Source organism: Kribbella sp. NBC_01484, from assembly GCF_036227145.1.
Classification (GTDB): domain Bacteria; phylum Actinomycetota; class Actinomycetes; order Propionibacteriales; family Kribbellaceae; genus Kribbella.
In genome coordinates this window covers 196726-215557 of sequence record NZ_CP109437.1, presented here as the reverse complement: position 1 = coordinate 215557, position 18832 = coordinate 196726, and the positions used below count along the sequence as shown (strand labels likewise).

General features: G+C 69.0%; 19 protein-coding genes. 17 read left to right on the top strand and 2 right to left on the bottom strand.

The genetic code is table 11. From position 1 onward, the window contains the following. The first annotated feature begins 13 nt into the window (after positions 1 to 13). The 9 genes from argS (at position 14) to prmC (ending at position 11170) form a co-directional block, all read left to right on the top strand. Positions 14 to 1672 (top strand): arginine--tRNA ligase, encoded by a 1659-nt coding sequence (gene argS / locus OG555_RS00895; RefSeq protein WP_329480207.1) that lies wholly within the window; start codon positions 14 to 16, stop codon positions 1670 to 1672. Next, on the top strand, positions 1669 to 3072 hold the full coding sequence (gene lysA, locus OG555_RS00890) for a diaminopimelate decarboxylase (protein ID WP_329480205.1): 1404 nt from the start codon (positions 1669 to 1671) through the stop codon (positions 3070 to 3072). The genes argS and lysA overlap by 4 nt, the downstream gene beginning before the upstream one ends. 150 nt (positions 3073 to 3222) lie before the next feature. Next, positions 3223 to 4518 carry a homoserine dehydrogenase gene (locus OG555_RS00885; RefSeq protein WP_329480203.1) on the top strand — a complete coding sequence of 432 codons (1296 nt, stop codon included), beginning with the start codon at positions 3223 to 3225 and terminating at the stop codon, positions 4516 to 4518. Between the two features lie 3 nt (positions 4519 to 4521). Next, the gene (thrC, locus tag OG555_RS00880) at positions 4522 to 5598 is read left to right on the top strand and encodes a threonine synthase (protein WP_329480201.1); all 1077 of its coding nucleotides are present in this window, start codon (positions 4522 to 4524) and stop codon (positions 5596 to 5598) included. Further along, positions 5598 to 6488, top strand: coding sequence for a homoserine kinase (gene thrB / locus OG555_RS00875; protein WP_329480199.1), 891 nt, complete (start codon positions 5598 to 5600; stop codon positions 6486 to 6488). The genes thrC and thrB overlap by 1 nt, the downstream gene beginning before the upstream one ends. Positions 6489 to 6814: 326 nt before the next feature. Beyond that, a complete protein-coding gene (gene rho, locus OG555_RS00870; protein WP_329480197.1) occupies positions 6815 to 8863 on the top strand; it encodes a transcription termination factor Rho in 2049 nt (682 codons plus the stop codon). A 104-nt stretch (positions 8864 to 8967) separates the two neighbouring features. Further along, positions 8968 to 9174: a 50S ribosomal protein L31 gene (rpmE, locus tag OG555_RS00865; RefSeq protein WP_130387310.1), complete on the top strand. Its 207-nt coding sequence runs from the start codon at positions 8968 to 8970 to the stop codon at positions 9172 to 9174. Positions 9175 to 9269: 95 nt separating this feature from the next. Then, positions 9270 to 10346 carry a peptide chain release factor 1 gene (prfA, locus tag OG555_RS00860; RefSeq protein WP_329480195.1) on the top strand — a complete coding sequence of 359 codons (1077 nt, stop codon included), beginning with the start codon at positions 9270 to 9272 and terminating at the stop codon, positions 10344 to 10346. Then, the gene (prmC, locus tag OG555_RS00855; RefSeq protein WP_329480193.1) at positions 10343 to 11170 is read left to right on the top strand and encodes a peptide chain release factor N(5)-glutamine methyltransferase; all 828 of its coding nucleotides are present in this window, start codon (positions 10343 to 10345) and stop codon (positions 11168 to 11170) included. The genes prfA and prmC overlap by 4 nt, the downstream gene beginning before the upstream one ends. Here prmC and OG555_RS00850 read toward each other — a convergent pair whose 3' ends face one another. Together OG555_RS00850 and OG555_RS00845 are read right to left on the bottom strand one after the other, a co-directional pair. Next, complete coding sequence (locus OG555_RS00850) at positions 11171 to 12088, bottom strand: hypothetical protein (RefSeq protein WP_329480191.1); 918 nt, start codon at positions 12086 to 12088, stop codon at positions 11171 to 11173. Between the two features lie 54 nt (positions 12089 to 12142). Continuing rightward, entirely contained in the window at positions 12143 to 13159 is a 1017-nt protein-coding gene (locus tag OG555_RS00845; protein ID WP_329480189.1) for an adenosine deaminase, read from the bottom strand. Between the two features lie 119 nt (positions 13160 to 13278). Here OG555_RS00845 and OG555_RS00840 point away from each other — a divergent pair, with 119 nt between their 5' ends. From OG555_RS00840 to OG555_RS00805, 8 genes are all read left to right on the top strand, one after another. Next, positions 13279 to 14100 (top strand): L-threonylcarbamoyladenylate synthase, encoded by an 822-nt coding sequence (locus OG555_RS00840; RefSeq protein WP_329480187.1) that lies wholly within the window; start codon positions 13279 to 13281, stop codon positions 14098 to 14100. Then, the gene (locus OG555_RS00835; protein WP_442914476.1) at positions 14100 to 15218 is read left to right on the top strand and encodes a glycosyltransferase family 4 protein; all 1119 of its coding nucleotides are present in this window, start codon (positions 14100 to 14102) and stop codon (positions 15216 to 15218) included. The genes OG555_RS00840 and OG555_RS00835 overlap by 1 nt, the downstream gene beginning before the upstream one ends. A 215-nt stretch (positions 15219 to 15433) precedes the next feature. Continuing rightward, a complete protein-coding gene (locus OG555_RS00830) occupies positions 15434 to 15898 on the top strand; it encodes a hypothetical protein (RefSeq protein WP_329480183.1) in 465 nt (154 codons plus the stop codon). Positions 15899 to 15988: 90 nt separating this feature from the next. Next, on the top strand, positions 15989 to 16201 hold the full coding sequence (locus OG555_RS00825; protein WP_329480181.1) for an AtpZ/AtpI family protein: 213 nt from the start codon (positions 15989 to 15991) through the stop codon (positions 16199 to 16201). Positions 16202 to 16319: 118 nt separating this feature from the next. Beyond that, positions 16320 to 17102, top strand: coding sequence for a F0F1 ATP synthase subunit A (atpB, locus tag OG555_RS00820; protein ID WP_329480179.1), 783 nt, complete (start codon positions 16320 to 16322; stop codon positions 17100 to 17102). A 74-nt stretch (positions 17103 to 17176) separates the two neighbouring features. Further along, on the top strand, positions 17177 to 17410 hold the full coding sequence (gene atpE, locus OG555_RS00815; protein ID WP_329480177.1) for an ATP synthase F0 subunit C: 234 nt from the start codon (positions 17177 to 17179) through the stop codon (positions 17408 to 17410). Positions 17411 to 17440: 30 nt separating this feature from the next. Next, the gene (locus tag OG555_RS00810; protein ID WP_329480176.1) at positions 17441 to 18013 is read left to right on the top strand and encodes a F0F1 ATP synthase subunit B; all 573 of its coding nucleotides are present in this window, start codon (positions 17441 to 17443) and stop codon (positions 18011 to 18013) included. Continuing rightward, entirely contained in the window at positions 18013 to 18810 is a 798-nt protein-coding gene (locus tag OG555_RS00805) for a F0F1 ATP synthase subunit delta (protein WP_329480174.1), read from the top strand. The genes OG555_RS00810 and OG555_RS00805 overlap by 1 nt, the downstream gene beginning before the upstream one ends. The last annotated feature ends 22 nt before the right edge of the window (positions 18811 to 18832 follow it).

The following is an 18832-nucleotide window of genomic DNA, read 5'->3' as shown; positions in this document are numbered from 1 at the left end:
TTAGGCTGAGGCGGTGACTCCGGAACAGCTCGCTGAGAAGATCCTGCAGGCCCTGGCCGCGCTCGCCGACGACGGCGCCATCACCGTCGAGGGCGGGCTGCCGCGCGAGCTGAAGGTCGAGCGACCCAAGAACCCCGAGCACGGGGACTACGCCACCAACGTCGCGATGCAGCTCGGCAAGCGCGCCGGGCTGAATCCGCGCCAGTTCGCCGAGCTGCTCGCCGCCAAGCTGCGCACCGACGACGCGATCACCGCGGTCGAGATCGCCGGCCCCGGCTTCATCAACCTCCGGGTCGCGGCCGACGCCCAGGGCAAGGTGGCCCAGGCCATCGTCGACGCCGGCCCGCAGTACGGCACGAGCGACACCCTGCACGGCCAGTCGATCAACCTCGAGTTCATCTCGGCCAACCCGACCGGCCCGCTGCACCTCGGCCACACCCGCTGGGCCGCCGTCGGCGACGCGCTCGCCCGGGTGCTGACCGCCGCCGGCGCGACCGTCGCCCGCGAGTTCTACATCAACGACCGCGGCCTCCAGATGGACAAGTTCGGCGCCAGTCTGCAGGCGGCGGCCAACGGTCAGCCGATCCCCGAGGATGGCTACCACGGCGAGTACATCCTCGATCTGGCGAAGCAGATCGTCGACGAGGTCCCGGACATCCTGTCGCTGCCCGAGGACGAGCAGATGATCGCGTTCCGCGAGGCCGGATACGAGCGCCAGCTCAAGGAGCAGCAGGCCCAGCTCGAGCACTTCCGGACCAAGTTCGACGTGTGGTTCTCCGAGCGCAGCCTGACCGAGCAGGACGGCGTCGGCCACGCGATCGAGAAGCTCCGCCAGCAGGGTCACCTGTACGACGCCGACGACGCACTGTGGATGCGGACCACGGACTTCACCGACGACAAGGACCGGGTCCTGATCCGCTCCAACGGCGAGCCGACGTACTTCGCCTCCGACGCGGCCTACTACGTGAACAAGCGCGAGCGCGGCTTCGACGTCTGTATCTACCTGCTCGGTGCGGACCACCACGGCTACGTGAACCGGCTGAAGGCGATCGCGGCCTGCGCCGGCGACGACCCCGAGCACAACATCGAGGTCCTGATCGGCCAGCTGGTGAAGATCCTCAAGGGCGGCGAGGAGATGCGGCTGTCCAAGCGGGCCGGCACCATCGTCACGCTGGCCGAGCTGGTCGAGGAGGGCGGCGTCGACCCGCTCCGCTACACGCTCTCCCGCTACCCGGTCGACTCCCCGCTGACGCTGGACATCGAGGAGATGACCCGGCAGGCCAGTGACAACCCGGTCTACTACGTCCAGTACGCGCACGCCCGGCTCGCGTCGATCCTGCGCAACGCGGACGAGCTCGGCATCAAGCTGGACGAGTTCGACCCAGGCCTGCTCAGCCACGAGCGCGAGGGCGACCTGCTCCGGGCGCTCGCCGAGTTCCCGCGCGTCGTCGCCACCGCCGCCGAGCTGCGCGAGCCGCACCGGATCGCCCGCTACCTGGAGGGCACCGCGGCCGCGTTCCACAAGTTCTACGACAGTTGCCGCGTGCTGCCGCGCGGCGACGAGGAGGTGGAGCCGGTGCACCAGGCTCGCCTGACCCTGGTCTCGGCGACCAGGACCGTGCTCGCCAACGGACTGGACCTGCTCGGCGTCTCCGCTCCGGAGCGGATGTGAGAGCGCACGAGGCGGGCGACGCCGGCCACCGCGGACCGGCCTGGTTGCGTCCCCCGGCGGACGTCAACGACCTGGTGCCACAGCTGTGGTCGTCGACCGCGACGAAGACGGCCGACGGGGCGCTCGAGGTCGGCGGTGTCGACGTCCGCGCGCTGGTCGCTGAGCACGGCAGCCCGGCGTTCCTGCTGGACGAGGCCGACTTCCGCGCCCGGGCCAGGGCGTTCCGGGAAGGATTCAAGGACTTCTCGGTCTACTACGGCGGCAAGGCGTTCCTCTGTACGACGGTGGTGCGCTGGCTGATGGAGGAAGGACTGAACCTCGACATCTGCTCGGGTGGTGAACTCGCCGTCGCCCTGCGCGCCGGTGCTGATCCCCAGCGGTTGGCGTTCCATGGCAACAACAAGTCCGAGTCCGAGCTGGCCCGCGCACTCGACGCGAGGATCGGACGGATCATCGTCGACTCCTTCCACGAGATCGAGCGGCTGATCCGGCTCGCCGCGGACCGGGGAGTGGTGGTGCCGGTGATGGTCCGGGTCACCGCCGGCGTCGAGGCCCACACCCACGCCTACATCGCGACGGCCCACCAGGACCAGAAGTTCGGCTTCTCCATCACCACCGGCGACGCGTTCGAAGCCGTTGCCCTGGTCAACAAAGCGCCCGAGCTGGAGCTGCTCGGGCTGCACTCGCACATCGGCTCGCAGATCTTCGACTCGTCCGGGTTCGAGATCGCCGCGAAGCGCGTGATCGCCTTGCACGCAAAGGTTTCCGAGGAGCTCGGTGTGGACATGCCGGAGCTCGACCTCGGCGGCGGCTTCGGGATCGCGTACACCACGCAGGACGATCCGTCCGACCCGGCGCAGCTCGCCACCGAGATGGGCAAGATCGTCGAGCACGAGTGCCGTGCGAACTCCGTCGACATACCGCAGCTGTCCATCGAGCCTGGTCGCGCGATCGTCGGGCCGGCTATGTGCACGGTCTACTCGGTCGGCACGGTCAAGGAGGTCCAGCTCGACTACGGTGCCTCGCGCATCTACGTGTCGGTCGACGGTGGCATGAGCGACAACATCCGCACCGCGCTCTACGACGCCGACTACTCGTGCACGCTGGCAAGCCGGTACAGCCAGGCCGATCCGGCCTTGGCCCGGGTGGTCGGCAAGCATTGTGAATCGGGTGACATCGTGGTGAAGGACGAGTTCCTCCCGTCTGATGTGCGCCCCGGCGACCTCATCGCGGTCCCCGGCACCGGCGCGTACTGCCGGTCGATGGCGAGCAACTACAACCACGTGCCGCGGCCACCGGTGATCGCGGTCAAGGACGGTCACACCAAGGTCGTCGTACGGCGTGAGACCGAAGACGACCTGCTGGCACTCGACATGGGGGCTGAGGGCCATGCCTCCTGACCCCACGCGTGCTGCGCTGCACTCGGCGGCGCACCTCGGTGCACTGGTGCAAAGGCCACGATGCTCCGCATCGAAACCTTCGCCCCAGCACACCGAGCTACACCACCGAGCACATGCTCGCGACTGCGTGGGATCAGGAGGCATGACCCAGTGAACGACGCCAAACCTCTCAAGGTAGGCCTGCTCGGTTGTGGCGTGGTCGGCACCGAGGTGGTGCGGATCCTGACCGAGCAGGCTGACCACCTGGCCGCCCGGGTCGGTGCCCGGCTGGAGATCGCGGGCATCGCCGTACGGCGGGCCGGACGCGAGCGTGACATCGCCGTCGACCCGTCGCTCGTCACCACCGACGCCCAGGCACTGGTGTCGCGCGGCGACCTGGACCTGGTGATCGAGGTGATCGGCGGGCTGGAGCCGGCCCGCACCCTGATCCTGTCCGCGCTCGAGCACGGCGCGTCCGTCGTCACCGCGAACAAGGCACTGCTGGCCGAGGACGGCCCGACGCTGTTCGCGGCCGCGGAGAAGTACGAGCGCGACCTGTACTTCGAGGCCGCCGTGGCCGGTGCGATCCCGATCCTCCGGCCGCTGCGCGAGTCGCTCGCCGGTGACGACGTGACCCGGGTGATGGGCATCGTCAACGGCACCACGAACTACATCCTCGACAAGATGGACAGCACCGGCGCCGGCTTCGACGAGGCATTGGAAGAAGCACAGTCCCTCGGGTACGCCGAAGCCGACCCGACCGCGGACATCGAGGGCTTCGACGCGGCCGCGAAGGCGGCACTGCTGGCGAGTTTGGCCTTCCACACCAGGGTTTCCATCGCCGACGTGCACCGCGAGGGCATCACCGAGGTGACCGCCACCGACATCGCGTCGGCCCGCGAGATGGGCTGCGTGGTGAAGTCGCTGGCGATCTGCGAGCTGGACGAGGCGACCGACTCGGTCAGTGCCCGCGTGTACCCGGCGATGATCCCGGCCACCCACCCGTTGGCCAGTGTTCGGGACGCGTACAACGCCGTGTTCGTGGAAAGCAAGGCAGCCGGCCAGCTGATGTTCTATGGTCGTGGTGCCGGCGGCGCCCCGACGGCCAGCGCCGTCCTCGGGGATCTCGTGTCCGCCGCGCGCAACCGGCTCAAGGGCGTGCCGGGGGTCGGCGAGTCGTCGTACACCCAGCGAGCCGTGCGGCCGATGGGTGACGCGATGACCCGCTACCACGTGTCGCTGGACGTGGCCGACAAGGCCGGCGTGCTGGCGGCGGTGGCCCACGCGTTCGCCGAGCACGACGTGTCGATCCAGACCGTCCGCCAGGAGGGCCGGGGCAGTGACGCGCAACTGGTGGTGGTCACCCACACCGCGACCGACGCCGCGTTGTCCGCGACCGTGGAGGCCCTGCGTGACATGGACATCGTTCGGGAAGTCAGCAGTGTGATGCGGGTAGAAGGCGAGTAACGAATGGCTCAGCAGCGGCCTCATCAATGGCAGGGCGTGATCGAGGAGTACAGAGACCGGCTTCCCGTTTCGGCGGACACCCCGGTCGTCACGCTCGGCGAGGGCGGTACGCCGCTGGTGGCCGCGCAGTGGCTCAGCGAGCAGACCGGCTGCGAGGTCTGGCTCAAGGTCGAGGGCAACAACCCGACCGGCTCGTTCAAGGACCGCGGCATGACGGTGGCGATCTCGCTCGCCGCGCAGGCCGGTGACAAGGCGGTCGTCTGCGCCTCGACCGGCAACACGTCCGCATCGGCGGCGGCGTACGCCGTCCGGGCCGGACTGATCCCACTGGTGCTGATCCCGGCCGGCCGGATCGCGAAGGGCAAGCTGGCCCAGGCCATCGTGCACGGCGCGCGGCTGGTCTCCGTCGACGGCGGTTTCGACGACTGCCTGCGGATCGTCCGCGAGCTCGGCAAGCACTACCCGGTCGCCCTGGTGAACTCGGTCAACCCGGTCCGTCTGGAGGGCCAGAAGACCGCCGCCTTCGAGGTGTGCGACGCGCTCGGCGACGCCCCGGACCTGCACCTGCTGCCGGTCGGCAACGCGGGCAACATCGCGGCCTACTGGAAGGGATACCAGGAGTACGCGAAGGACAAGCTGGCCTCGAAGACCCCGCGGATGTGGGGTTTCCAGGCCGAGGGCGCGGCGCCGATCGTGCGCAAGGCGATCGTCGAGCAGCCCGAAACCGCCGCCACCGCGATCCGGGTCGGGAACCCGGCCTCCTGGACCCTCGCCGAGGCCGCGCGGGACGAGTCCGGCGGCCGGATCGAGATCGTCACGGACGAGCAGATTCTCACCGCACAGCGTGAACTCGCCGCCCGCGAAGGCGTGTTCGTCGAGCCCGCGTCGGCGGCCGGCGTCGCCGGACTCCTGCACGCGAAGGCCCAGGGCTGGCTGCCCGGCGGCTCGACCGTGGTGATCACCGTCACAGGCCATGGTCTGAAGGACATCGACACCGCGCTCGACCACGCCCAAGTGGACCAGTCCCCAGTCACTCCGGCCGACACCGACGCCGTCGCCCGCGTCGCCGGCCTGGCCTGATGACCAGCTGTCACCAGGTGCGGATCCGGGTCCCGGCAACGAGCGCCAACCTCGGCCCTGGCTTCGACGCGTTCGGCCTCGCGCTCACGCTGTACGACGAACTGATCGTGACGCCCGGTGGATCCGGGGTGCGGGTCGAGGTCTCCGGCGAGGGCGAAGGCGAAGTGGCGCTGGACGAGTCGCATCTCGTCGTCCGCTCGATCCGGGCCGGCCTCGAGGCGCTCGGGGCCTCGGTGCCCGGCTTCACCTTGCGGTGCGAGAACCGGATCCCGCACGGACGCGGCCTGGGGTCGTCGTCGGCCGCGATCGTCGGCGGTCTCGCGGCGGCGTACGGACTGGCCGATGAACCGGTCGACCGGGAGCGGATCGTCGTACTGGCGAACGAGATCGAGGGTCATCCGGACAACGTGGCCGCTGCGACATTGGGTGGGTTCACGATTGCCTGGACGGAAGGCGAAACCGGCCGGGCGGTTCGGCTCGACCCGGCGGGCGGCTTGGCCGCAGTGGCTTATGTACCTGACAATCGCGTGCTGACCACGGAGGCGCGCGGGTTGCTGCCGAGCGTCGTTCCCCACAGTGATGCCGCGGCGAATGCCGGGAAGGCTGCCTTGTTCGTGGCGGCGCTGACCGGGCGTCCCGAGCTGTTGCTGACGGCGACGGAGGATCGGCTGCACCAGGAGTACCGCGAGCCCGCGATGCCCGAGAGCCTGTCGCTCGTGCACAAGCTGCGGGGGAGCGGGCTGGCCGCCGTCATCAGCGGGGCCGGCCCGACCGTCGCCGTTCTGGGCCGCCCAGATGGGACCTCGCCGGACGCGCCGGACGGCTGGACGAGGTACGAACTGGGAATCGATCCAGTCGGCGTACAGGTCTGGTCGCTGGAATCCGGTTGAGCGCGGGAATGATCCAGAACTGACACGCGTTGTACCCCCTCGAGTCAGCAGAACGACCCGTAGTGGTGCTAGTCTCGACTCACCCGATCCCCTCCAGGTGATCGGTGAACTCTCGTCACGATCCGGGCTGTGCTCCCGGCACCCTGTGTTGTGTGGCGACCCTCCTGTGGATTTGACCTTGCGCCGCCTGCGCCGGAGATGTCCGGGGGGACTCAGATCGAGCGAGAGCCTCTTGTGTCCACGTCGCCGTTTCGTCGGTCGTGGGTGATGAAATTTGATCGATGTGCCTTCTGGGACATCGATGATCCGTGTGGGAAGGACCTCACGTGACAGAAACTGTTGAAGCCTCCAGCGGAGCCGGAACTACGTCGGCCCCGGGAACCGATGCCGCGGCCACCACCGCCACGCGTCGCCGGAAGGCCGGAGGCGGCCTCGAGGGCATGCTGCTCCCCGAGCTCAAGCAGCTCGCCGGGACGCTCGGCATCAAGGGCACCGGCGCACTGCGCAAGGGCCAGCTGATCGAGGCGATCAAGGCCGCTCAGGCCGGTGGCTCCGCGGGCACGGCCCGGGCGAAGGTGAGCCAGCCGACCCTGGACGAGGGTGCCGCCGAGGCCCCCGCGGCCAAGACCCCGGCCAAGCGCGAGGGTGGCAGTCGCCGGACCCGCGCCGCCGCCGAGAAGGACGCCGGACAGAACGGCGCCACCCCCGAAGCAGCCGCTCCGGCCACCGCGGCCGTCGAAGCGCCTGCCGCGTCCCAGAACGGGACGACCGCCGCGCAGAACGGCGCCGTGACCGCCGAGCCGAAGGCCGAGCAGAGCGCGGAGAGCCGCGACAACCAGCGCGACGGCAACCGCGACACCCGTGACGCGAACCAGAACCGCGACCGCGATCGGAACCGGGACAACCGCGGCGACGCCAACCGCGACAGCAACCAAAACCGCGACCGCAACCGCGACAACCAGCGGGACAACCAGCGCGACGGCCAGGCCCGGGACAACCAGAACCGCGACCGGGACAACCAGAGCCGGGACAACCGCGGCGACAACCAGCGCAACCGCCAGCAGGACCAGAACGACCGCGGCGAGGAAGGCGAGGGCCGTCGCCGGCGCCGCCGGGGCCGCGACCGCGATCGCAACCGGGAGCCCCAGACCGGTCGTGACATCAGCCGCAACCGCGGCCGCGGCGAGCGGTTCGACCCGGAGCCGACGATCAGCGAGGACGACGTGCTCGTCCCGGCCGCAGGCATCCTCGACGTACTCGACAACTACGCGTTCGTCCGGACCAGCGGCTACCTGCCCGGCCCGAACGACGTGTACGTCGCACTCTCGATGGTGAAGCGGTACGGCCTGCGCAAGGGTGACGCGATCACCGGTGCGGTGAAGCAGCCGCAGGAGGGTGAGCGCAAGGAGAAGTTCAACCCGCTGGTCCGGATCGACACCGTGAACGGTGCGGACCCGGAGATCGCCAAGCAGCGGCAGGACTTCAACAAGCTGACCCCGCTGTACGCGACCGAGCGGCTCCGGCTGGAGACCGAGCCCGGTGTGCTCACCACCCGGATCGTCGACATCGTCAGCCCGATCGGCAAGGGCCAGCGCGGCCTGATCGTCTCGCCGCCGAAGGCCGGAAAGACGATGGTGCTGCAGGCGCTGGCGAACGCGATCACCACGAACAACCCCGAAGTGCACCTGATGGTCGTGCTGGTGGACGAGCGGCCCGAAGAGGTCACCGACATGCAGCGCACCGTCAAGGGCGAGGTCATCGCCTCGACGTTCGACCGCCCGGCCGACGACCACACCACGGTCGCGGAGCTGGCGATCGAGCGGGCCAAGCGGCTGGTCGAGCTCGGCCACGACGTGGTCGTCCTGCTCGACTCGATCACCCGGCTCGGCCGCGCGTACAACATCGCGGCCCCGGCCAGCGGCCGGATCCTGTCCGGTGGTGTCGACTCGTCCGCGCTGTACCCGCCGAAGCGGTTCTTCGGCGCGGCCCGCAACATCGAGGACGGCGGCTCGCTGACCATCCTCGCGACCGCGCTGATCGAGACCGGCTCGAAGATGGACGAGGTGATCTTCGAGGAGTTCAAGGGCACCGGCAACATGGAGCTCCGGCTGCGCCGCGAGTTCGCCGACCGGCGCATCTTCCCGGCCATCGACGTGGTCGCCTCCGGCACCCGCCGCGAGGAACTCCTGATGTCGAAGGACGAGACCTCGGTGGTCTGGAAGCTCCGCCGGGTGCTGAGCGCGCTCGACGGCCAGGCCGCCCTGGAGCTGCTGATCGGCAAGCTCAAGGAGAGCAAGTCGAACATCGAGTTCCTGCTCCAGGTGAACAAGACCACCCCGTCGGCCGGCGGCCGCTCCACCGACGACGGCAGCTGACGCGATTCGCCAGCTCCGGCCTCCGGATGGCAAACTAGTTTGTTGGTTCCGGTTCACGCTCGTACCGTGCGGGCGACCCGGGGCACCTGAACCTAGGAGATCCTTTGAAGAGCGACATCCACCCGACCTACGTGGACACCACGGTGACCTGCACCTGTGGCGCCACGTTCACCACGCGCTCGACCGCGGAGAACGGCGTGATCCATGCCGACGTCTGCTCGCAGTGCCACCCCTTCTACACCGGCAAGCAGAAGATCCTCGACACCGGTGGCCGGGTGGCCCGCTTCGAGAAGCGGTACGCCAAGAAGTAGCGACCTCACCGCGCGCCGGTCCGCGAGCTCAGGCTCCGCGTGACCGGCGCGCGGTTTGCGTTGTCAGAGAAACTTTTCGAAGGGAGGAGTGCACGATGTTCGAGGCGGTTCAGACGCTCAAGGCCGAGTACGCCGAGCTGGAGCGGCAGATGTCGGATCCGGAGCTGCACTCCGACCAGGCCAATGCCCGCCGGGTCGGCAAGCGCTACGCCGCGCTCGCGCCGGTCGTCCGCACGTACGACGAGTGGCTGCAGACCAGCGACGACATCGAGGCGGCGCGTGAGCTCGCGGCCGAGGACCCCTCGTTCGCGGAGGAGGCCACCAAGCTGGCGGCCCGCCGCGAGGAGCTGGCCGAGAAGCTGCAGATGCTGCTGGTCCCGCGCGACCCGAGCGACGACAAGGACGCGATCCTCGAGATCAAGGCCGGTGAGGGCGGCGACGAGTCGGCCCTGTTCGCCGGCGACCTGCTGAAGATGTACCTGAAGTACGCCGAGTCGCAGCACTGGAAGACCGAGGTCCTCGACTCGGCCGAGTCCGACCTGGGCGGGTACAAGTCGATCACCGTCGCGGTGAAGGCGAAAGGTACGCCGGAGCCGGGTGAGGCGCCGTACGCGAAGCTCAAGTTCGAGGGCGGCGTGCACCGGGTCCAGCGGGTGCCGGTGACCGAGTCGCAAGGCCGGATCCACACCTCCGCGGCCGGCGTGCTCGTGCTGCCGGAGGCCGAGGACGTCGACGTCGAGATCGACCCGAACGACCTGCGCATCGACGTGTTCCGGTCGTCGGGCCCGGGTGGGCAGAGCGTGAACACGACCGACTCCGCGGTCCGCATCACCCACCTGCCGACCGGCATCGTGGTCTCGATGCAGAACGAGAAGTCCCAGCTGCAGAACCGCGAGCAGGCGATGCGGGTGCTCCGGTCCCGGCTGCTCGCCGCTGCTCAGGAGGCCGCCGACCAGGAGGCGTCCGACGCCCGCCGGTTGCAGATCCGGACCGTCGACCGGTCCGAGCGGATCCGCACCTACAACTTCCCGGAGAACCGGTTCTCCGACCACCGCGTCGGCTACAAGGCGCACAACCTCGACCAGGTCCTCGGCGGCGAGCTCGCGCCGGTCATCCAGGCCCTGACCGAGGCCGACCTGGCCGCCCGCCTCGAGGCCGTCGACTCGAAGTGAGTACGAAAGCCTTGCTCGGCGAGGCGACGGCACGACTGCGCGCGGCCGGCATCGCCTCACCCGACTTCGACGCCGCCGAACTGCTCGCCTTCGTCACCGGCTCGAGCCGCTTGCATCTCTCCGTCCCGACCGCCGACCAGAAGCTCCGGTTCGACGACCTGATCGCCAGGCGCGCCGCCCGCGAACCTCTGCAACACCTCACCGGTACGGCGGCCTTCCGCTACCGGGAGCTCGCGGTCGGGCCAGGGGTCTTCGTGCCGCGGCCGGAGACCGAGGTGATGGTCGGCTGGATCCTCGACCGCATCGCCGACGTTCCCCAGCCGTTGGTTGTCGACCTCTGCTCGGGCTCGGGCGCGATCGCGGGTGCCGTCGCGACCGAGCGCCCGGACAGCATTGTGCACGCGGTCGAGCTGTCACCCGAGGCGTGCGTCTGGGCCCGGCGCAATCTGGCCGGCACCGGTGCGGTCCTGCACGAGGGCGACATCGACGGTTGCCTGCCCGAGTTCGACGGTCAGGTGGACGCGGTGATCTCCAACCCGCCGTACATCCCTTTGACCGCTTGGGAATCCGTCACCGCCGAGGTCCGCGACCACGACCCGGCCCTGGCGCTGTGGTCCGGCGACGACGGCCTCGACGAGATCAAGGTGGTCGCCGCCACCGCGGGCCGGCTGCTCAAGCCCGGCGGCTGGTTCGCCTGCGAACACGCTGACGTGCAGGGCGAGTCTGCCCCCGCCGTCTTCACCGCCACCGCCTCGTTCACCGAGGTCCGCGACCAACTCGACCTGGCCGGCCGCCACCGCTTCACCACCGGCCGCCGGATCTGACTACTCGTAGACCACGAACTCCGGGCGTGGTTTCAGGGCGAGGACCTGGGCCGGTGTCATCAGCGGGCCCTGGCGGGCGTCCTCGGTGTAGAAGAGTTTGAAGCCGGCGTGGACGGCGGCCGGTGGGTTGGTGGTCAGCTTGGCCCAGGTCTTGAGCTTGTCGACACGGGCTCCGATCCCGTCGACGGACTTGATCGTCACGACGCCTGGGTGTTTCTTGAGAGCCTGTTCGTTGCTGACGATCCGCGGCGACAACTGGTGAAAGACGAACGCCTTCTCCGGTAGGTCGTTGGCCTGCACCAGCCCCGACAGGTACGACGCGATGCTGTCGAGCTCGACGCCCGTCGTATGACCGAAGACCCGGCCCGGCACCTGACCCGGCCCGACCGCCCACTCCGGATCGAAGGCCAGGCCGACATCCGGCTCCTTCAGCCAGCGTTCCAGCCGTTTCACCTCGGGCAGGATCTTCGCCCGGCCCGGCTGGATGTCGAGCAGCAACAGCATCCGGTGCTTGCGGGCGACAGTCAGGTACTCCTCGATCGCCGCGTCCGGCAGCCGGCCCCGGTACAGCCCGTCCTTGCCCCGCGATCCCCTCGCGACCACGGCGATCAGCTCCATCACCGGCTGCGGCGTCCGCCCGGCCGCATAGGCCCGCGACAGCTTCTCCAGCTTCGCCGCCTTCGCATCGAGGTTCTTGTCCAGCGGTCCGAGTGCCGGCGATCCGGGCAGGCCGACATAACCAACCAGTTGGTACTTCGGGAAGATCGTTCGTCCGCCGCGCGGCAGGTCACCGTCGGCCGGCGGGGGAGGAGGGGTCGGCGAACTCGGACTGATCGTCCTCGTCGGCGCGGGCGCCGGGCTGGCGGGACCGGGGACGTCGCTGCAGGCCGCAAGGCTCAGCAGAACGACGGCCACCACCCCACAGACTTTCCGCACCGGACCAGAGAACCACACTCCTCCACCGCGGGTCGGCTAAGCGTTCACGTAGGTGTCGATCTCGTTCAGCAGAGCGTTCTTGACCGAGTCCTCGGCGAAGGACACCCGGACGGCGGTCTTCGCCAGTTCGGCGACGCCGGACTCGTCGAGGTCGAGCAGTTGCGCGGCGACGGCGTACTCGTTGATGAGGTCGGTGCCGAACATCGGGGGGTCGTCGGAGTTGATCGTGACCACGAGTCCGGCCTCGACCATCGCGCGCAGCGGGTGCTCGTCGTACGACGCGACCGCGCGGGTGGCGATGTTCGACGTCGGGCTGACCTCGAGCGGGATCCGGTGCTCGCCCAGGTAGCCGACCAGGGCCGGGTCCTGCATCGTCGACGTACCGTGGCCGATCCGCTCGGCCTTCAGCACCCGGACCGCGTCCCAGATCGTCTCCGGCCCGGTGGTCTCGCCCGCGTGCGGCACGCTGTGCAGCCCGGCCGCGATGGCGGCCTCGAAGTGCGGCTGGAACTGCGGCCGCGGTACGCCGATCTCCGGCCCACCGAGCCCGAACCCGACCAGGCCGTCGGGCCGGATCTTGGTCGCGATCCGCAGCGTCTCGTCGGCGCCCGGCAACCCGTCCTCGCCGGAGATGTCGAAGATCCAGCGCAGCGTGATCCCGAACTCCTTCTCGGCCGCCACCCGGGCGTCCTCGATCGCCTCGCAGAACGCCTCGGCCGCGATCCCGCGGACCACGGACGTGTACGGCGTCACGGTCAGCTCGGCGTACCGCAGGTTCTGCTGCACGGCCATCTCGCGGGCGACCTCGTAGGTCAGCAGCCGGACGTCCTCGGGGGTCTTGATCAGCTCGACCACGCTCAGGTAGATGTCGATGAAGTGGGCGAAGTCGCTGAACTTGAAGTACTCCGCGAGCAGCGCCGGGTCGGTCGGCACCGGCGACTCGGGGTGCCGGGCGGCGAGCTCGGCGACGATCCGCGGCGACGCGGATCCGACGTGGTGGACATGCAGCTCGGCCTTGGGCAACCCGGCGAGGAACTCACGCGACACAGTCATGTCGGGATCCTAGGGAGTCAGCCGGTCGACTGGCCGGAAAGTTGACAATCATTTGTCAGGAAGGGCCTCGCTGTAGGCCGGTTGGAGTCGGAGACCACCGGAGTGGCACGATTCGGTGCGTGAGTGAGCGCTTCGACTTCACCGGCGACGAGCTGGCCCCCGCCTACCGAGCGGCCGTGGACGCCATCGAGGCCGGTGAGCTGGTCGTCCTGCCGACCGACACCGTCTATGGCATCGCCGCGGACGCCTTCAAGGCCGACGCCGTGCAGCGGCTGCTGGACGCCAAGGGGCGCGGGCGGGACATGCCGCCGCCGGTGCTGATCTCGGTGGTCGAGTCGCTGGACGCGCTCGCCACCGACGTCCCCGAGGCGGGTCGCAAGCTCTGCCAGGAGTTCTGGCCCGGGCCGCTGACGGTGATCTGTCACGCGCAGACGTCGCTGATGTGGGACCTGGGGGAGACCCAGGGCACCGTCGCGCTCCGCGTGCCCGACCACGAGAACACCCGCGAACTGCTCTCCCGGACCGGACCGCTCGCGGTCAGCTCGGCGAACAAGAGCGGCCGCCCGGCCGCCCTGGACGTGTACGACGCCGAGGAGCAACTGGAGGACACGGTCGCGGTGTACCTCGACGGTGGCGCCGTGACCGGTGGCGAGCCGTCGACGATCGTCGACCTCACCGGTGACACGCCGCACGTCGTACGCCTCGGCGCTCTCTCGCTGGACCGGCTGCGGGCCGTCGTACCAGAGGTCACCTCGGACGACGACGAGAAGCCCGACGAGAAGCCGGCCGACGACGAGAAGCCGGCCGACGACGAGAAGCCGGCTGACGACGAGAAGCCCGCTGAAGAAGGCGAGCCAACTAAAGCGCCGGTCGAGGCGTCCAACTCGGAAGAGAAGGATGACGAGAAGCCAACAGAACCCGATGTGAGGCCTGCGGACTAGTGCGCGAGTACCTGCTGGTCCTGTTCGTGGCGATGGCCACGACCTTTCTGCTGACCGGCGTGGCCAGGCAGATCGCGCTGCGCTACGGCGCCGTCGCGAAGGTGCGGGCCCGGGACGTGCACAAGGTGCCGATCCCGTACTTCGGCGGCATCTCGATCCTCGGCGGCCTGATCGCCGGATTCGCGGTCGCCTCCAGCCTGCCGTTCCTCGGTGACAGCCTGCAGGTCGCGCACGACGCCCGGGCGATCCTGATCGGCGGCGTGGTGATCTGCGCGGTCGGCGTGGTCGACGACCTGTTCGAGCTGGACGCGATCACCAAACTGGCCGGCGAGGTCCTCGCGGTCGGCGTGATGGTTGTTCAAGGCATCCAGTTGTACTGGCTCCCGCTGCCCGGCGGTGTCGTTTCGCCTTCGCCTGCTCAGCTCGCGGTGCTGACCGCGGGCATCCTGCTGGTGTCCTGCAACGCGGTGAACTTCGTCGACGGCCTGGACGGCCTGGCCGCCGGGGTCACCGCGATCGGGGCGACCGCCTTCTTCACGTACTCGTACCTGCTGAACGTCCACGAGAACCTCGACCGGGCGACCACCTCGACCCTGATCACGGTCGCGCTCGCCGGTGCGTGCCTCGGCTTCCTGCCGCACAACTTCTTCCCGGCTCGGGTGTTCATGGGCGACTCCGGTGCCCTGCTGATCGGCTTGATGCTCGCCGCGTCCACGATCAGCCTCACCGGCCAGATGGACCCGAACGCGGTCCCGTACGAGGTCGGTGGCTCCAGCCTGCTGCCGGCGCTGCTCCCGTTGGTCCTCCCGATCGCCGTCCTCGCGATCCCCGCCCTGGACCTGACGATGGCCTACGTACGCCGTACCAAGGCCGGCCGGTCGCCGTTCGCCGCGGACAAGCTGCACCTGCACCACCGGCTGATGCAGCGCGGCCACTCGCACCGCCGGGCCGTCCTGCTGATGTACCTCTGGACCGCCTTGATCGCGTACGGCGTGGTCGTCCTCGGACTGGTGTTGACCTGGTGGACGGCCCTGATCGTGCTGGCCGTCGCGGTCACCGCGGTCCTGCTCACCACCGGTCTGCCGCGCCGATCCCGGAAACCGCTCGCCAAGGTCTGAGCCGAGTCCGATCGCGAATTGACAGGGACCAGACCACTCATCAGCGTGGCCTACCGATAGGGTGTTCGTGTACAGCGGCAGGGAGCTCGTTTTGCTGACCGTGCAGACTTTGTGCTAGTTTTCACAAGCACCAGCAAAGTACAGCGACACCCCTGACCCCGCCCACCCGACGACCAGGCCGCGAGACCTGGTCGCCAGCAGGACGGAACCACCAGATGGCTCCTTCGGCTCACAGTCCGAAAGTCGCCGGCCAGGCCACCAGGCACCCGGCGCTAGCGATGCTGCGTGGCGCTCTGATCGCCGCGCTCGTCGTCGGTGTCAACGCGACTGCGGTGTCCGCCGTCGCAGCCGGTCTGCCCGGCTTGTGGGGAGCGTTGCTGGGGCTGCTGATGGTGGTCGTCTTCTCCGGCGCCGGCCTGTTCGCGCTGCATCTGTCCCGGCGGACCTCGCCGACCATGCAGCTCGCCCTCGCGATGGCGTCGTACACCGGCCGGATCGCGGTCTTCGGCGGTCTGCTCGCCATCGCGCTGAGCTCGGACAGCCTGGCCGAACACGTGAATCTCACCGTGCTCGGCGTGGTCGCGGTGGTCGTCGTGATGGGCTGGACGGCCGGCGAGATCTGGGCCTGGTCGCGGCTGCGCGTGCCGATCTACGACCTCGACGAAGAGGTGACGGCGTGAGCACCCTGGGTAACGTTTTCCCCGCTGTGGCAGAGGTTACGGGTGCCGATGTGACCGGTCCGGTCCACTCCTGGTACGTTTCGGTTGCCCATGAGCGAGCACGAGGATCCGAAGCCATCACCCCCGAATTCGGGCGACGGCTGGCGGGTCCTGTCCTACTTGATCGGCGGCGTCGTGGTGTACGGCGCCATCGGGCTCGGGTTGGATCGCCTCTTCGGCACCCAGTTCTTACTCCCGGTGGGCATCGTCCTCGGTGCCGGGCTCACCGTTCTGTTGTTGCACTTCCGGTACGGAAAGTCCTGATTCCCTCGGGGTCTGGCCTGATCCGCGCCGGGTCTGACGTTGTTGACCGCCATGCCCTGAGCCGCCCTGCCCTTAGCCACAAGGCGTCCGACTTGAGCACGACGCGAGAGGAGACCCGGTGACCGCCGGCGTTCCGACCGAGTTCATCGCACCCGGTCCACAGAGTTTCGACACCCCGCCGATCATCGATGGCGTGGACTGGTTCACCAAGCCCGTGCTGGTGTCCGCACTGACCGTCGTCGTCATCCTGTGGTTCTTCTGGGGTGCGTCCCGCAAGGCCGCCGTCGTCCCGGGCAAGCTGCAGTTCGCCGGCGAGCTCGGGTACAACTTCGTCCGCAACTCGATCGCCCGCGACGCGATCGGCAGCCAGGAATACATGAAGTACGTGCCGTATCTGACCGGCCTGTTCTTCTTCATCCTGCTGAACAACGTCGCGGCCACCATCCCGCTGGTCCAGTTCCCGACCTTCAGCCACATCGGCTGGGCGTACAGCGCCGCGATCATGACCTGGGTCATCTACAACGCGGTCGGCATCAGGAAGCACGGTCCCTGGGGCTACTTCAAGCACCAGACCATGCCGCCCGGTGTGCCGTGGTGGCTGATGCCGCTGATGATCCCGATCGAGTTCATCTCGAACATCGTGGTCCGGCCGATCTCGCTGAGCCTGCGGTTGTTCGCGAACATGTTCGCCGGCCACATCCTGCTGCTGGTGTTCGTGCTCGGCGGTGAGTACCTGGTGTTCGAGGCCAACAGCATCGCGCTGGCCGGCGTCGGCATCCTGACCTGGATCATGGGCCTCGCGATCGGTGGACTGGAGCTGTTCGTGCAGTGCATCCAGGCCTACATCTTCGTGGTGCTCACCGCGCAGTACATCGGCAGCGCCATCGCCGAGGACCACTGAGAACCAACCACCCAGACCCGTACGTAACGGAAACCCGGATAGCCCCTATCCGTACTGAAAGGAAACACCGGACCATGGCAAGTGACCTGGCTCTCGCAATCACCGGCAATATCGCCGTTCTCGGCTACGGCCTGGCCGCGATCGGCCCGGGCGTCGGCGTCGGTCTGATCTTCGCCGCCGTGATCAACGGCACCGCGCGCCAGCCGGAGGCCCAGAGCAAGCTGCAGTCGATCGCGTGGATCGGCTTCGGCGTCACCGAGGTGCTGGCGATCATCGGTATCGCGCTCGCCTTCGTCTTCCGTACCTGAGCCACTTCCTCCGACTGACAGGATCCAGACATGAAGACGTTGGTGCTACCGCTCAGCGATGCGGCCGGTGAGACCACGAATCCGCTGATCCCGCACCCCACCGAGATCATCTTCGCCTTCGTTTTCCTGGTCCTGCTGGCCATCGCCTTCGCCAAGTACGTCGTCCCCCGGTTCGAGAAGGCATACGCCGACCGGACCGCGGCGATCGAAGGCGGGATGGACGCGGCCAAGCAGGCTCAGGCCGAGGCGAAGGCGGCTTTGGACAAGTACAACGCGCAGCTGGCCGAGGCCCGGCAGGAGGCTGCGAAGATCCGCGAGGACGCCCGCGAGCAGGGTGCCCAGATCATCGCGGAGATGCGCGAGCAGGCGAACGCCGAGGCCGAGCGGATCGTCATGCACGCGCGGACCCAGATCGACGCGGAGCGGACCCAGGCGGTCGCTTCGCTGCGCAGCGAGGTCGGCACCATGGCGACCACGCTGGCCGGCCGGATCGTCGGCGAGTCGCTCGAGGACGAGGCGCGTCAGCGTCGCACCGTCGAGCGCTTCCTGGCCGATCTCGAGGCGTCGGAGTCCGCTCGTCAGGCCGTCGGAACGGACGGCTGATGCGCGGCGCGTCGAACGAGTCACTCGCCCGGGCCGCGGAGGCCCTGGCGGGTGTCACCGTGACCGAGGGGCTGGGCGCCGAGCTGTTCTCGGTCGCCAAGCTGCTGGACGGCAGCGGCGCGCTCCGGCGTGCACTGACCGATCCGGCCCGGCCCCGCGACGCCCGCGTCTCCCTGGTCCAGCAGCTGTTCGGCGGCAAGATCTCCACCCAGGCGCAGGAGATCCTGACCACGGCGGTGGCCGGTCGCTGGGTCGGCGGCCGGGACCTCGGGAACGCCCTCGACCAGCTCAGCGTGCAGGCCGAGGTGGCGTACGCCGACGGCCGGCGCAAGCTGGACGACCTCGAGGACGAGCTGTTCCGGCTGGACCGGATCGTCGCGGCGGAGCGGGGACTGAGCGACAAGCTCAGCGACCGCAACATCCCGCTCGCGGCCCGGCAGGAACTGCTCGCCGGACTGCTGCAGGGCAAGGCCGATGCCGTCACGGTGCGGCTGGCCGAGCGTGCGGTGGACGGCCGGGGCCGCAGCTTCGCGGCCTCGATGCGGACGTACCAGGTCGCCGCGGCGGCCCGGCGCAACGCCAGCATCGCGACCGTGCGGGTCGCCACCGACCTGACCGAGGGCGAGCGCGAACGGCTCGCCGCGACGCTGGGACAGCAGTACGGCCGGGACATCCAGCTGAACGTCATCGTCGACCCGAACGTGGTCGGCGGCGTCCGGGTGGACATCGGCGACGAAGTGATCGACGGAACCATCGCGGCCAGGCTCGACGAGGCGCAACGGCGCATCGCGGGCTGAACCCCCTTAACGACATAAAGCG